The organism is Nonomuraea sp. NPDC051298 (assembly GCF_055586305.1).
Genome location: NZ_JBVJIM010000015.1, coordinates 90,606 through 103,953, shown reverse-complemented (window position 1 = coordinate 103,953; position 13,348 = coordinate 90,606). Strand labels below are relative to the sequence as shown.

Below are 13,348 nucleotides of genomic sequence, written 5' to 3'. Positions count from 1 at the left end.
CGATCAGGCTAGTCCTTCAGGACCAGATCTGCAGACATCTCTTTGCCGACGTTTCTCTGCAGAGTAGTCTCGGCAATGTGAAGAGAATCCTCGCGGCCGTCGCCGCCGCGTCAATCTTGTTCGCGGGCCCCGCCTCCGCCGCCGTGTCGTCCGGCGCGCCGCCCGGCCTGCCAGGTGACCTGACCTCGGCAGAGGTGAGCTTCCGCGGCAGCGGAAACCTGCTGCTGCATGGCAGCGTGATCAGCCCGGCCGGAGCCGACGACGGGCGCGCCGGAGTCGTGCTGGTGCACGGCGCGGGCACCGGGACGCCACGGGAGAAGCTGCTGGGCGAGGCCGTCGCCTTCGCGCGGCAGGGCATGTCGGTGCTCATCTACGACAAGCGGTCCGAGGGCTACTCCACGTTCAAACGGTCGTACGCGCAACTCGCCGACGACGCTCTGGGCGCCGTCGAGACGCTGCGGCGACAGCCGGGGGTCGATCCCGGCAAGGTCGGCATCTGGGGGCTCAGCGAGGGCGGATGGGTGGCGCCGATCGCCGCCTCCCGAACCAGCCACATCTCCTTCGTCATCCTCGTCGGCGCCAACGCCATTGACCCGCTGCGGCAGCAGTCGTGGGCGGTGGCGGCGGGGCTGCGGAAGGCGGGCGTCAGCGGGTCGCTGGTGGACCGGGCCGAGCCCACGCTGTATCGGGTGATCGCGGACGGCGGGATGTTCCCCGAGCCGTACCACGACTCCGAGTCGGTCCTCGCGCGCGTACGTCAGCCCGTGCTCTCGATCTGGGGCGTGCACGACCTGCTGACGCCGCCCAGGGAGACGCCCCCGATCATGGCCAGGGCGCTCGAGGCGGGCGGGAACCGCCAGTACACGTTCCAGTTCTTCGCCGAGGCCGACCACGCCGCCCACCAGACGCCCGACGACGGCGTCACCCGGCTGCCCGAGCTGGCCCCCGGGTACGCGGAGCTGGTCGGGACGTGGGTGGGCCGGGCGACCTCGGGGCAGGCTCCCGCGGCCCAGGTCTCGGGGCCCGAGCCGGTGCAGGCCGACGACTCCGTGGAGGTGCCGCCCACCGCGTGGTGGGAGTCGGCGGGGATGCAGCTCGCGGCGATGGTGCTGTTGCTGGTGGCGTTCGGGGCGTATCCCGTGGTGGCCCTGGTCCGGCGGGTCAGGCGTACCCGGGTGGAGGTGGCGCCGTTGAGGGCGGCCCGGCTGGTCAGCGCCGGCGGGCTCACGGTGCTGCTGGGCGGGTTCGCGTACCTGTTCTACGTGATCATGACGGGCGTGAAGCTGGCCGCCCCCGGGCCGCTGCTGGCGGGCAGGCCGGTCGTCTGGCTCCTGCTCCAGGCCGTCGCGATCGCCACCTCCGTGGCCACCCTCGTCACGGTGGGACGGCTACGGCGAGTCGCCACCCGTGGCGAGAAGACCCGGCTCGGGCTCCTGGTCGCCGGCGGCGTGGTGTTCGTGCCGTGGGCGCTGTACTGGGGGCTGCTGCTTCCCTGAGCCGCCGCCCACCCAAGACCCACATCCACCGGCCGGACCTGGGCGAGCCCGCGCGGGCTCACAGGACGTTCGTGATCGGGCCGGGGGTGTCGGGCACGGGCTGGGACAGGTGGTGGTCCACCTCGTCCTGGGTCAGCAGTTCGACCTCGCGCAGGATGCCGAGCGAGCGCCGCCAGCACGTCCACGCCTCGTCGCTCCTGCCCTGGTCGTGGTAGGTGCGGCCGAGGCCCCACAGGGAGGTGGCCGTCCCGAGGTGGTAGTCGGCCTGCTCCTGGAGCCTGATGGCCGTCCGGTACGCGGACTCGGCCTCGTCGAGCTGCCCCGCCCTGCGGTGGGCGTCCGCCAGGGCGTCAAAGGTGATCCCCTCCCTGAACGGGTTGTCCAACTCGGCCCACAGGGCCAAGCTGGCCTGCGCCGTCGCGATCGCGTCGGCCAGTCGGCCCACCTTGCCGTAGATCACCGCACGGTTGCAGAGGAAGATGGCCTGGAAGTCCGGTAGCGCGGCGGCTTCGGCGAGGGCCCGGCCGTTCTCCATGGCGGCGAGCGCCTCGTCGTACCGCTCCAACTGGGCGTAGGTGATGCCGAGGCCGTTGTAGGCCGACATCATGCGCCGCGGCCGGTCGGCCCGTTTCCAGCAGATGAGTGCCTGCTCGTGATGTTCGGCCGAGACGGAGAACTGGCCCATGGCCAGGTATCGGGTGCCGAGGAGGTGGTGCTCCAGCCCTTGGGCGGCGAAGTCGCCGGACGCGACGGCGATCTCGAGGACGCGGGTGTGCAGGTCGACCAGTTCCCGGTTCAGGTACAGCGTGACGAAGGGCCAGTTGAGAGCGCAGGCCAGGCCGATCGCGGTCACCGGATCATCGTGGACGGCCGTGGCCTGGTGGGCGGCGGCGAGCAGGTTGTCGCGCTCCTGGTCCGTCCAGGCGCGGGCCTCCTGGGCGGTGGCGAGCGCGACCCCGGGACGGTCGCCGTCGTAGTCGGCCAGGGCCTGGGCCGACGACGGGTCGAGCAGGAGGCTGGCGGACTTGGCGCTGGACAGGTAGTGGTGGAGCGCGCGGCGGACGGCGGTGCGGCGTTCGTCTTCTGGGCAGTCGAGGGCGGCCTGCTCGCGGGCGTAGAGGCGGACGAGGTCGTGTATCCGATAGCGGCCGAGGCCGGCCGATTCGAGGAGACGGGCGTCCAGCAGACGGTCCAGGGCGGCTTCTGCCCGGTGATCGGGCCAGTCGGCCAGGGCGGCGGCGGCTGCCGGGGTGTGGGTGGGCGTGTCGAGCAGCCCGAGAAGGGTGAACAGGTGGGAGGCGTCGCGCCCCGTGGGTTCCTCTCGCAGGTGGTGGTGGCTGACGGCGATGGCGGTACGGACGGCCAGGTCGGCATATTGCAGGACGTCCAGACGGCCGGTGGCGACCGCGAGCCTTCCTGCGAGGTAGGTGAGGGTCCAGTCGGGGCGCGCGGCCAGCCGGGCGGCCGCGATGCGCAGGGCGAGCGGCAGGCCGCCGCAAAGCGCGACGATCCGGTCGGCGGCGGACGGCTCGGCATGGACGCGTTCGGGGCCGGTGATGCGGGCCAGCAACGCGGTGGCGTCGCGGTGGTCGAGGCCGGTCAGGTGGCGGTGTTCTGCGCCGTTCAGCAGGACGAGGGGCCGGCGGCTGGTGACGACGACGGCGCAGGTGGGTCCGGCGGGGACGAGCGGGCGGACCTGGCCGGCGTCCTGGGCGTTGTCGAGCAGAATCAGCAGGGTACGAGTGGCGGTGAGCGAACGGTAGAGGGCGGACGCCTCCTCCACGGTGGTGGGCACGGCGGAGCCGTCGACGCCCAGCGACCGCAGCAGCCGGCCGAGCACCTGGATCGGAGCCCCCGGCGGGATGCCCGCCGACGCACCGTGCAGATCGACGTAGAGCACGCCGTCGGGGAACCGGTCGGCGACCGCGTGCGCGGCATGGATCGCCAGGGCGGACTTGCCGATTCCGCCGGGGCCGTCGATCGCGGCGATCGCCGGCGAGACCGGCGCGGTGCCGGTGAGCACTTGGTCGAGCCAGGCGAGTTCGGCCGAGCGCGCGGTGAAGGCGGGTGTGTCGGGCGGGAGTTCGGCGGGGATCACGCGCTTGGCGGAGGCGAGGCCGGGACCGGCGGCCAGGTCGAGCGCGGGATCCCCGGCCAGGATCGCGTGCTGCAGCCGCTGCAGCTCGACCCCCGGTTCGATGCCCAGCTCGTCCACCATGGTGCGGCGCGCCTCCTGGTAGACCTCCAGCGCTTCGGCGGGCCGGGCCGCGCGGTAGAGCGCCAGCATCAACTGCGCCCGAGGGCGTTCCCGTAAGGGATGGGCCTCCACGTGCGCGGTCAGCGCACCCAGCACGGCTTGGTGGTCACCGGCGGACAGGCGCAGGTCGACGAGGTCCTCCAGCGTCGTGAGGCGTTCCTGCTCCAGCCGTGCCGCCTCGATCTGCGCCCATGTCTCGGTTCTGCCCTCGAGCGCCTCCCCGCGCCACAACTCCAGCGCCTGCTCGTACAGGTCGATCGCGGTGCCGGGGTCACGGACGGCGCGCGCCCGCCGGACCAGGCGGGAGAACCGGTGGGCGTCCACGCTCTCCGGCGGCAGGTCGAGCCGGTAGCCGCCGGGCACCGTGGCGATGACCCCGCCCGGCAGCGCCTCTCGCAGTTTGGAGACCACGATGTGGAGCTGCTTGTCCACGGTGGACACCGAACTGCTGCCCCACACGTCGGCGACCACCCGCTCGGAGGCGACCGGCTGTCCGACGCTCAGCGCCAGCCTGGACAGCACGCCCAACCGCCGCGCTCCCGCCAGCTTCACCACGGCACCGTCGGCCGTGACCTCTACCGAACCCAAGATCTTGATCTCGACGCCCACCGCGAGCGCGCTCCCATTCTCTTGTCCTGCGGAGGCGTAGAAGTCTAACGAACCCGCCCGCCGGAAACCCGGTCCCCGTTCAGAGCCGATAGGTACGGGTGACCGCCACGAGATCGCCGTCCTCCCGGGTCGCGGCCACCAGTCCCGGCGGCCGGGCCTCGAAGCCGGGCACCGCCGACAGGCCGTCGCTCTCGGAGATCGCGGTCAGCCGGAACCCGCCCGTCCCCGGCACCCGCAGCGTGATCACGGCCCCGCGCTCCGGCAACCCGCGGAAGCGGACCTCGCCGGGCCAGGTGTTGGCGCGGACGCCGGTGACGGGTACGGTCACCGTCCGCATCCCGTCGGCCTCGGCGCTCGCCCCGGCGATCGGGCGTTCCACCCGCAGCGTGATCGAGCGGGCGCCCTTGCCCGCGGTCACGCGCAGCCGGTACGCGTCACCCTGCTTCGACAGCACGGTGACCTTGGGCCCGGTGGCCTGGACCGCCGGTGCGCGACCCGTCCACAGGGTGCCGCGGGCGTAGCCGGGTGGCAGGGATCGGGTGTCGTGGCCGGAGACGTACCGGCTGGTCCAGGGGGACGGGTCGAGGTCGGCGCTGACCCAGCTCGCCGTCCTGGAGTCGGCGTCCATCACGTACGCCAGGTGCGTACGCCCCGGGTTCGCCGCGTCGAAGCCGTCGAGCGCCAGCCCATCGGCCACCAGCGCCACCGCGAGCCCGGCCGCCACCAGCGGCACGCCCAGCGCCACGGGACGGCCCGCCCTGCCCTCCGGCAGCCACACCTCCACGACCGGCAGCGCCACCAGCCCGAAGAGGGCCAGCGCGATGGCGCTCACCCCGCCCAGCGCCAGCCCCATGCCGTCGAACGCCATCAGGGCCAGGCTGGGCAGCAGGATCGCCGCGCCGGACAGACCGGCCGTCATGGCCGTCACCCGCCAGACCGCCCCGCGCAGCAGGAGCGCGGCCACTCCGCCGAGCGCGGCCAGCAACGCGGGCCACGCGAACATGAACGAGGCGCCCGGCGCGGTCCCCGCACACACGACGCCCAGCACCGCGGGCCAGACCAGCGCGCCGACGGCCAGCGCGGCGGGCCCGACCCTGCGCCGCAGCGCCAGGTACCACCCCAGCACCGCCAGTCCGGCCAGCGCGGCGACGGCCGCGCGGTATGCCTCCGGCCGGTGCAGCAGGCCGCCCATCCAGTCGTAGCCGGGCCGCACGGCGACCAGGAACTCCCACAGCCCTTGGGCGAGGACCACCGCCAGCACGATCGGCACGATCGCCGACAGCGCGCCGGCCGCGATCCTGGGCAGGCTCGCCCGTCTCCTCCGGCGGGCGAGCAGCGCCAGCCCCAGGACCGCCGCCACGGCGAGCGCCGCCACCGGCCAGACCAGCCCGTTCGGGTACACGACCATGGCTCCGAAGGCCCGGAAGTAGGTGACGTCGTGGTCGGCGGCCAGCGCGGGCAGGTCGGCGCCGCCGAGTTCGCGGGCCAGGGCCAGCATGTTGGCGCCGTGGTGCTGGAGGCTGCCCGGGTCGAGGTGGTCGAGGGAGTCGTCGGCGGTGTGATAGCGCGAGGACTCCTGGAGGTAGGCGAAGTTCATGCCGGTGAACCCGGCCTCGGTCATCGGGGTGAAGTCGGTGTTGTTCGGCAGCAGGCGGTAGAGCTCGACCATCATGGAGTCGCCCCGCGGGTACGGCACGGCCCTGGCGAACGTCTCGACCAGCCCGGCGTTGTCCGGCGACGTCTCGAACATCAGCGACGGCCCGCTGACGCCACGCGCCTCCCAGTTCAGCAGCACGCCGCCGGTGCCGCCCAGCGGGTGCTCCCTGACGAACGCCTCGGCGCCGAGCACGCCGTCCTCCTCGCCGTCGGTCATCAGGAACACCAGGTCATTGCGCAGTTCGGTGTCCCCCAGAGCCCGTACGGTCTCCAGCATCGCCGCGACCGCCGCCGCGTCGTCCGAGGCGCCGGGTCCCATCGCGGCGGAGTCGTAGTGTGCGGCGATCACCACCGTTCCGGTCGGGTCGGTGCCGGGCCGGGTGGCCACGACGTTGTCGACCCGCCCGAACGAGGCCAGTCCCGCCGAGGAGCCCGCGCCCACGGCCCGCTGCACCTGTACGTCGAGCCCTGCCGCGCGCATACGGCCGGCCAGGTAGTCCCTGGCCCGCTCGGCGGCCGGGCTGCCGATCGGGCGGGGCTCGGTGGCGAAGCGCCGGAGGTGTTCCAGCGCCCGCCCGGCGCTGAACTCCGTGGCCGGGGCCGAGGCGGGCAGCGCCTGCATCGTGCTGTTGGCCATGGCGGTCAGCAGGATGACGGCGGCCAGTGCGAGCAGGGCCGACGTTCCCGCGAGCGCGCGGCGCGGGACGTCGAACAACTTTCCGGTCATGCCGGGAAACGCTAGGTTCGCCGGCCCGGCCGCCGGAATGAAGCGCGCGCCCGAACTCTCCTGCGGTTTTCCTCAGGTACGCCCGCCACGACGTACGGGACGAAGCCGATTTCGCGTATTTCCCCGAACTCAAAAGCTGGTGCCCGGCTGCCGAATCACTCGACCGCCGCCGCACCGAGTATGAGCTGTGGGCTACGGGTTGCCGAGGTTGATGGAGCCGAAGACGTCGCCCGTCTGGAGCACCGGGCCGGTGATGCGGGCGTCGCCGCTGATGGTGTTCGACACGTCGTGCTTGCTCTGGACGAGGCGTGCGGACTCGGCGCTCCAGCGCTGGAGCTCCTCCGCGAATGCGGGGTCATCCGCGGCGTAGTTCGCGATGATGTGCGCGGTCTCCTCCGCAGGCCGCGTTTCCGCGCGTTCGATGGCGGCGGTGACGGTGCCGTCGTCGCCGAAGCGGCGGCGGACGAGCGTGGTCAGGGAGGTCCAGGCGCCCTTGCCGGCCTCGCCCGCGGCGCCGCCGATTATCGCGGAGATGACCGCTGCCAACGTGGGAACGATACTGGGGTCCAATCCGCGCCTCCCGAGCGAAGAGGTTTCCCTCAGCGTAGGTCGCGCTCGTGGGAGGCGTGCCATGATTGATGCGATTTGCTGATTGGATATGGCTGGCGACAGATGACCACCTCATTGATAAGGATAAATTCCCCAAAACGTGGATAAAGGTGGAAGTTCGGGGATCGGGTGAGGGTGGTTCATGGATGAGGGGGATCCGGTGAACGGTCCCGGCGACGACGAGACACACCGCGCCCCGCTGCGTAACGAGGTGTCAGGTCAGGTCGACGGCCCCGTGATACAGGCCGCGAGCATCGGCTCGGTCAACATCGGCGCCCCGCCTCCGTCGCCCGTCCGCGTTCCCCGCCAACTGCCCGCCAGGCCGCGCGGCTTCGTCAACAGGGTCAGTGAGCTGGCGCTGCTCGACAGCGTCCTGCACGAGGGGCCCGCGGTCGCGGTGATCAGCGGGATGAAGGGCGTGGGGAAGAGCGCGGTCAGCCACCAGTGGGCGCATCGGGCGCGGGAACGGTTCAGCGACGGTCAGCTCTACGTCGACTTCAACGCGCTGCGGCAGCACGGTGGCGCGGAGATCAGCGGAGTGCTGGCGGGTTTCCTGCGCGCGCTCGGCGTGCACGAGTCGTGGATCCCGGCCGAGCTGGCGGAGCGGGCGGGCATGTTCCGTTCCCTGACGGCGGACCTGCGGCTGCTGGTGCTCGCGGACAACGTCGAGCACGCCGCGGAGGTGACGCCGCTGCGCCCCGCCTCCGCCGGCAGCGCGGTGGTCGTGACCAGCCACCGCCAGCTTGGCGAGCTGCTCGTCGCCGGGGCCAGGCCGGTGAGGTTGGCGCCGCTGGAGGCGGAGCAGGGAGTGTCGCTGCTGGCCGGCATGCTGGGTGACGACCGCGTGGCGGCCGAGCCCGAGTGGGCCGGCGAGCTGGTGCGGCTGTGCGGTGGCCTGCCGATCGCGCTGCGGGTGGCGGGAGCGCGCCTGGCGCAGCGCCCCGCCTGGACGATCGCCCGGCTGGTCGGTGAGCTGACGGACGCCGAGCAGCGGCTCGACCGCCTGACGTCGGAGGGCAGGGCCAGGGTGGAGGCGGTGTTCCAGTCGGCGTACGAAGGGCTGCCCGAGACGGCGGCCCGGCTCTACCGCCTGCTGGGCGCGATCCCGGTCGCGGACTTCGGGCTCGGCACGGTCAATGCCGTCCTGGCTCACCAGCCGGAAGAGGCGCTCGACCTGCTCCTCGACGCCAACCTCGTGGAGGAGGCCGAGGAGGGCCGGTATCGCTTCCACGACCTCGTCCGGCTGCACGCGGCTCGGTGCGGGCAGAGGCAGGAGCCCGCGCGGGAGCGGGAGGCGGCGCTGCGGCGGGTGGCGGAGTGGTACGTCGGACAGGTGGCCGCCGCCGACGCCGCGATGGGGCGCCGCCTGCGCCTGGCCGACCACGGGGCGCGGCTGTCGGCGTTGGGGCAGCCGTTCGGCACCCGTGGCGAGGCCGTCGAGTGGCTGGAGGCGGAGCGGACCAACGTGCTCGCCGTCGTACGCGCGGCGGCGGCCCGCGAGTGGGACGACCTCGTCTGGCAGGTCGCCGAGGCGCTGTGGCCGCTGCACCACGACCGCGGCCACTACGCCGACTGGCTGGAGGTCAACCGGCTGGGCGTGGACGCGGCACTGCGCCTCGGCGCGCCGGCCGTGGAGGCCCGGATGCGGAACCAGTTGGCCCGCGCTCACGTGGAGCTGGGGGCGTACGAGCAGGCGGACGAGGAGCTGCGCCGCGCGTGGCAGGCGGCTCTCGACTCGGGTGAGCGCCGGATGGAGGCGGTGGTCCTGGAGTCGTTCGGGCGCGCCGCCCTGGCGCGGGGAGAGCCGGGCCGGGCCGTCGAGCGCTTCGCCGCGGCGCTGGCCATTCACCAGGAGGCCGGAAACGAGCGCGGGGTGGGCCTGCAGAGCTACCACATCGGTCTGGCGAACAACCGGGAGGGCCGCCACGGCGAGGCGCTCGCGGCCTTCGAGCGCGCGCGGTCCTTGCTCCCCGCCCACGACAGCGCCGGCCAGGGCCGCATCCAGCTCGGCATGAGCGAGGCCCATCGCGCGCTCGGCGACCACGCGCGGGCGGTGCGATCGGCGGAGACGGCCGCGGCCCTCCTGGGCGAGGGCGACGCGCCGGTGCGCGAGCTGCAGGCGTGGGAACTGCTCGCCGAGCTGGCCGACGACGCCGGCGACCGCGAACGGGCCAAGGCCCATCTGGGGCGGGCCGTCGCGATCTGCCTGGCCACGGGCAACGTGCCCAAGGCTGACGCGCTACGCGCGCGCCTGGCCGCCATCGGCTGAGCCGCGTGGCGGTCCCGAGCCCGGGGCGACCTCAAAAGGGCCGGGGGGGGTGATGTTGATGCGGATGTGCTGTCCACCCAGGTGGATGGTGATGTCCCGCGGCTCGTGGCCGCTCGCCAACCAGCCGTACACGGCCGACGGCAGGCACCAGGCATCCGGCGGACGGTCGGGTGCGGAGACCTCGAGGCGCTGCCCGTCCCGCCGGGTCAGGCGGACCAGCCCGGTGTCGACGATCTCGGCGGCGAGGTGACAACCCGGGTAGCGGCGCAGCGTCTCCTCCGCCCACCGCGGCTCGGTGTCGTCGCGGACGATGATCGCGGCATTCTCCAGCAGCCGCCGGTCCAGTACGCGGGCGTCCACGACGAGGTGCACCTCGCGTACCCGGTCGTCCTGGTCGTCCCGGCCTGGTCCGGGGGAGAAGGGAAAGCGGCGCAGGGACACCGATGAGCCCTGGACCTCGGTCTCCACCGAGAACGCGAGCACCTCGTCCCGTTCGGCCCACGGCTCGGCCAGCGGTGCGGAGACGGGGGAGCGGCCGCGCTCGGGGAGGTCCATCAACCGGTAGGCCAGGCCACGCAGCAGGCTCTCCGCCCGGCCCGGCATGGCGAGGGTACGGCTGGTCACCTCCTCGTGGGTTCGAGGGTCGGCGATGGCGGTCTCGAGCTGCCGTCGCAGGCCACGCCGCGGATCGAGCCGGGGCAGCACCCGGCACAACGCGGCCGTGGGGGAGCCGGGGTCCAGCTCCTCGGCCTCCCGCCCGGAGGACGCGAGCAGGACGGGACGGCCCAGCGCCGCGCCGTAGAACGTGACCGATCCATGGTCGCCCACGATCGCGTCCGCGGCGAGCAGCGCTGCCTGCCATCCCCGCCGGGGAGGCATCAGCATCAGCCCCGCCTCGCGGGCGTCGCCGAGCCAGAGCCGCACCTGCAGGCCGCCGTGTCCGTACCAGACGTTGGGATGGGCGACCAGGAGCACCTGGTATTCGTCGAAGGGCAGCTCGGCGACCAGCCGCGCCACCAGGTCGCTGTTCGCGCCGAGCAGCGAGTGCTCGCCCCACGTCGAGCTGAGCAGCACCAGCTTGCGGTGACGGGCGACGCCGAGGGCCCGCCGGTAGTGGTCGCGCCGCCCCGCGTTCGCCACGATCCGATCGAAGACCGGGTCGCCGGTCACCACGGCGCGCGGCACCGCCTCCGGGCACTCGCGCGCCAGGCGGGCCAACTGCTCCTGGTGCGACAGCGCGATGGCCGCCGGAATCACCCGCCCCTCCCGTACGAGCTGCCGCCGGGCCAGGCCGGACACCCCCGCCCGTCGACCGTCGGCCGGGCCGAGGAGCCGGTTGTGCCCGGCACCGTGCGGCACGAGCAGCAGCGGCGCCTTCAGCCGGTGCAGGTCTCCGTTGGCGCTGGCGGAGACGGCCAGGTCGAACGGTGTGTCGACGGCCTGTTCCCACGAGACGGTACGGGCCTGGACCTCGCGCAGGAAGTCGGTCACGCCGTCGTCGAACGCCGATCCGCTGCCCACGGTGAACAGGAACTGGACGCGGCGATCGGCCTGGAACAGCGGCAGGAGGTCCAGCAGCCGACCGGCGGTGGTCACCGTACGCGCCACCGCGAGGACGTTGCGCGCGGGTGAGATCGTCTGCCAGCGGCGAGCCTGCGGGCCTATCGGCACCTGAAGCCAACCTTCGCCGCTCACCGCCGCTCCGAACCGGGATCGCCCGGGAACCGCAAGGCCGCGATTCCGCCAAGGCACTCACCTTATCGCCAGGTAAATCCCCCCGTTCGCCGGACGACCTCTCCCCGGCGGGAGACCTCCATTTCGATGGCCTCCTCGTGGTGGCCCAAGGCGCGGTAGGCGAGACCTACAGGGAGACGGCCAAGCTCATGGCCAGCGCCGCGGCCACGGCGAGGCTGAGGTCCTGTCCGTCCAGCAGACCCACGAGCCGGAACATCCGCGCGGCCGCCTCACCGCGCGAGCTGGTCAGCAGGTCCTGGTAACTGCCCTGGAAGCAGGCACGCACCGCGCGGTCGTCCACTCGCAGCTCGTCGAGCCGGCGCCGTGCGGTGACCAACCGGCTCGCCAACGTCGACACCGGCCAAGTGGGCCGGGCGCTCAGCCGGGCCCCGGCCAGGTGAAGCGCCAGCGGCAGGTTTCCGCAGAGCCGGACCACGTCGGCCGCCGCAGTGGGCTCGTCGGCGATCCTGCCCGCGCCGGCCACCCCGCTCAGCAGGGCCAGCCCCTCCTCGTCGCTGAGCACATCGAGCGGGACCTGGACCGCGTCCTCGACCGAGGCGAGCCTCCTGCGGCTGGTGATCAGCACCGCGCAGGTGGGGCTGCCCGGCAGCAGCGGTCGTACCTGTGCCGCGTCGCGGGCGTTGTCCAGCACGACGAGCAGCCTCTTGCCGCCGGTCAGGGTCCTGAAGCGCGCGGCGGCTTGCTCCACGTCCGCCGGTACGGCGGAGTCGGCCACGCCGAGCGAGCGCAGGAACCTGCCGAGCGCCGCCAGCGGCGTGACCGGATCGGCCTCCGGTGTGGCGCCCTGCAGGTTCACGTACAGTTGCCCGTCGGGGAAACGGTCGGCGACCGCGTGGGCCACGTGGATGGCCAGGGCGGACTTGCCGATCCCGCCGATCCCGCTGATCTGGCAGACCTCGGACCGGGTCCGCCCGCCCGCGCCGAGCAAGCCGGTCAGCCGGGCCACCTCGGCGGCCCTTCCGGTGAACGTCGCCACGTCGGCCGGCAGCTCCGCGGGAACCGGGGCGGTGTACTCCGGGCTCCCGTCATGCGTCCACTGTGCCGCCGCGGAGTCCGCGTTGAGGATCCGCCGTTGCAGGTCCTGCAGCTCGGCCCTCGGCTCGATGCCGAACTCCTCGACGAGCCTGGCCCGCGCGTCATGGAAGACCTCCAGCGCGGCGGCACGCCGGCCGTCCTGGTGCAGCGCCGTCATCGTCAGGTAGACCAGCCGCTCCCGTACCGGATGCTCGCTCAGCAACATCGGCAGCTCGGCCAGCAGTTCGCGGTGACGTCCGCATCGCAGGTCGGCCGCGATGCGATCCTCCAGTACGGTCAGCCGCTCGTCCCGCAACGCCGCCCCGAAGGTCTCCCGCAGCCAGAGACCTGCCGTGTCCGCCAGCGGTGCCCCGCGCCAGAGGCCGAGCGCCTGCCGGAGCAGCCCCCGTGCCTCCTCCGGACCGCTCGACCCGGCTTGACCGACCAGGTCACGGAACCGGTACAGATCCACTCGCGTCAGATCGAGGTCCAGCCGGTAGCCCGGGGGAGACGTGACCAGTTCCGTGTCCGGGACGGGGGCGAGGATCCGCCGCAACCGTGACACGTACCCCTGAACGGCATTGCGCGCCGAGGCCGGCGGCCGTTCTCCCCACACCGCCTCCACCAGGTGGTCCAGGGGGACCACCTGGCCGGGCCTCAGTAACAACGCCGCCAGCACCGAACGCTGCTGGGCCGTGGACGGTCCGACCAGCGTGTCTCCCGCCCAGACCCCAACAGGCCCGAGGAGTCGGAACTCCGTGTCCCCCTGCGCCTCGGTCACGTGGCCGGAACGGTCAGCGCGACCTCGTCGACCCGGGCGCGGTCCCGGTCACGGCGGTCGAGCAGGCTGATCGAGAAGATTCTGGCACTGAAGATCTTCGCCCCCCGGGAACAGTTCGCATGGAAGGGAAAGCCGAATGAGTCGATGACCGAAGCCGCGCGAAGCGTCTCCCCCG

Annotated in this window: 7 protein-coding genes; 2 read left to right on the top strand and 5 right to left on the bottom strand. The window is 73.0% G+C overall.

Features of this window, described 5'->3' with window-relative positions; genetic code table 11:
* Window positions 1-77 precede the first annotated feature (77 nt).
* A complete protein-coding gene (locus tag ACZ6S0_RS34975; protein ID WP_465923603.1) occupies window positions 78-1,496 on the top strand; it encodes an alpha/beta hydrolase family protein in 1,419 nt (472 codons plus the stop codon).
* A gap of 58 nt (window positions 1,497-1,554) precedes the next feature.
* On the opposite strand, the gene ACZ6S0_RS34970 is transcribed toward ACZ6S0_RS34975, so the two are convergent.
* The 3 genes from ACZ6S0_RS34970 to ACZ6S0_RS34960 form a co-directional block, all read right to left on the bottom strand.
* On the bottom strand, window positions 1,555-4,362 hold the full coding sequence (locus ACZ6S0_RS34970; protein ID WP_465923602.1) for an AfsR/SARP family transcriptional regulator: 2,808 nt from the start codon (window positions 4,360-4,362) through the stop codon (window positions 1,555-1,557).
* Between the two features lie 79 nt (window positions 4,363-4,441).
* Window positions 4,442-6,745, bottom strand: a complete 2,304-nt coding sequence (locus ACZ6S0_RS34965; RefSeq protein ID WP_465923601.1) for a M20/M25/M40 family metallo-hydrolase — start codon at window positions 6,743-6,745, stop codon at window positions 4,442-4,444.
* 192 nt (window positions 6,746-6,937) lie between these two features.
* Window positions 6,938-7,291: a hypothetical protein gene (locus tag ACZ6S0_RS34960; protein WP_465923600.1), complete on the bottom strand. Its 354-nt coding sequence runs from the start codon at window positions 7,289-7,291 to the stop codon at window positions 6,938-6,940.
* Between the two features lie 205 nt (window positions 7,292-7,496).
* Here ACZ6S0_RS34960 and ACZ6S0_RS34955 point away from each other — a divergent pair, with 205 nt between their 5' ends.
* The gene (locus tag ACZ6S0_RS34955; protein WP_465923599.1) at window positions 7,497-9,623 is read left to right on the top strand and encodes a hypothetical protein; all 2,127 of its coding nucleotides are present in this window, start codon (window positions 7,497-7,499) and stop codon (window positions 9,621-9,623) included.
* Here the strand turns inward: ACZ6S0_RS34955 and ACZ6S0_RS34950 are convergent.
* The gene (locus ACZ6S0_RS34950; protein WP_465923598.1) at window positions 9,594-11,294 is read right to left on the bottom strand and encodes a CDP-glycerol glycerophosphotransferase family protein; all 1,701 of its coding nucleotides are present in this window, start codon (window positions 11,292-11,294) and stop codon (window positions 9,594-9,596) included. The genes ACZ6S0_RS34955 and ACZ6S0_RS34950 overlap by 30 nt on opposite strands.
* Window positions 11,295-11,484: 190 nt before the next feature.
* Window positions 11,485-13,173: an AfsR/SARP family transcriptional regulator gene (locus tag ACZ6S0_RS34945; RefSeq protein WP_465923597.1), complete on the bottom strand. Its 1,689-nt coding sequence runs from the start codon at window positions 13,171-13,173 to the stop codon at window positions 11,485-11,487.
* Between the last annotated feature and the right edge of the window lie 175 nt (window positions 13,174-13,348).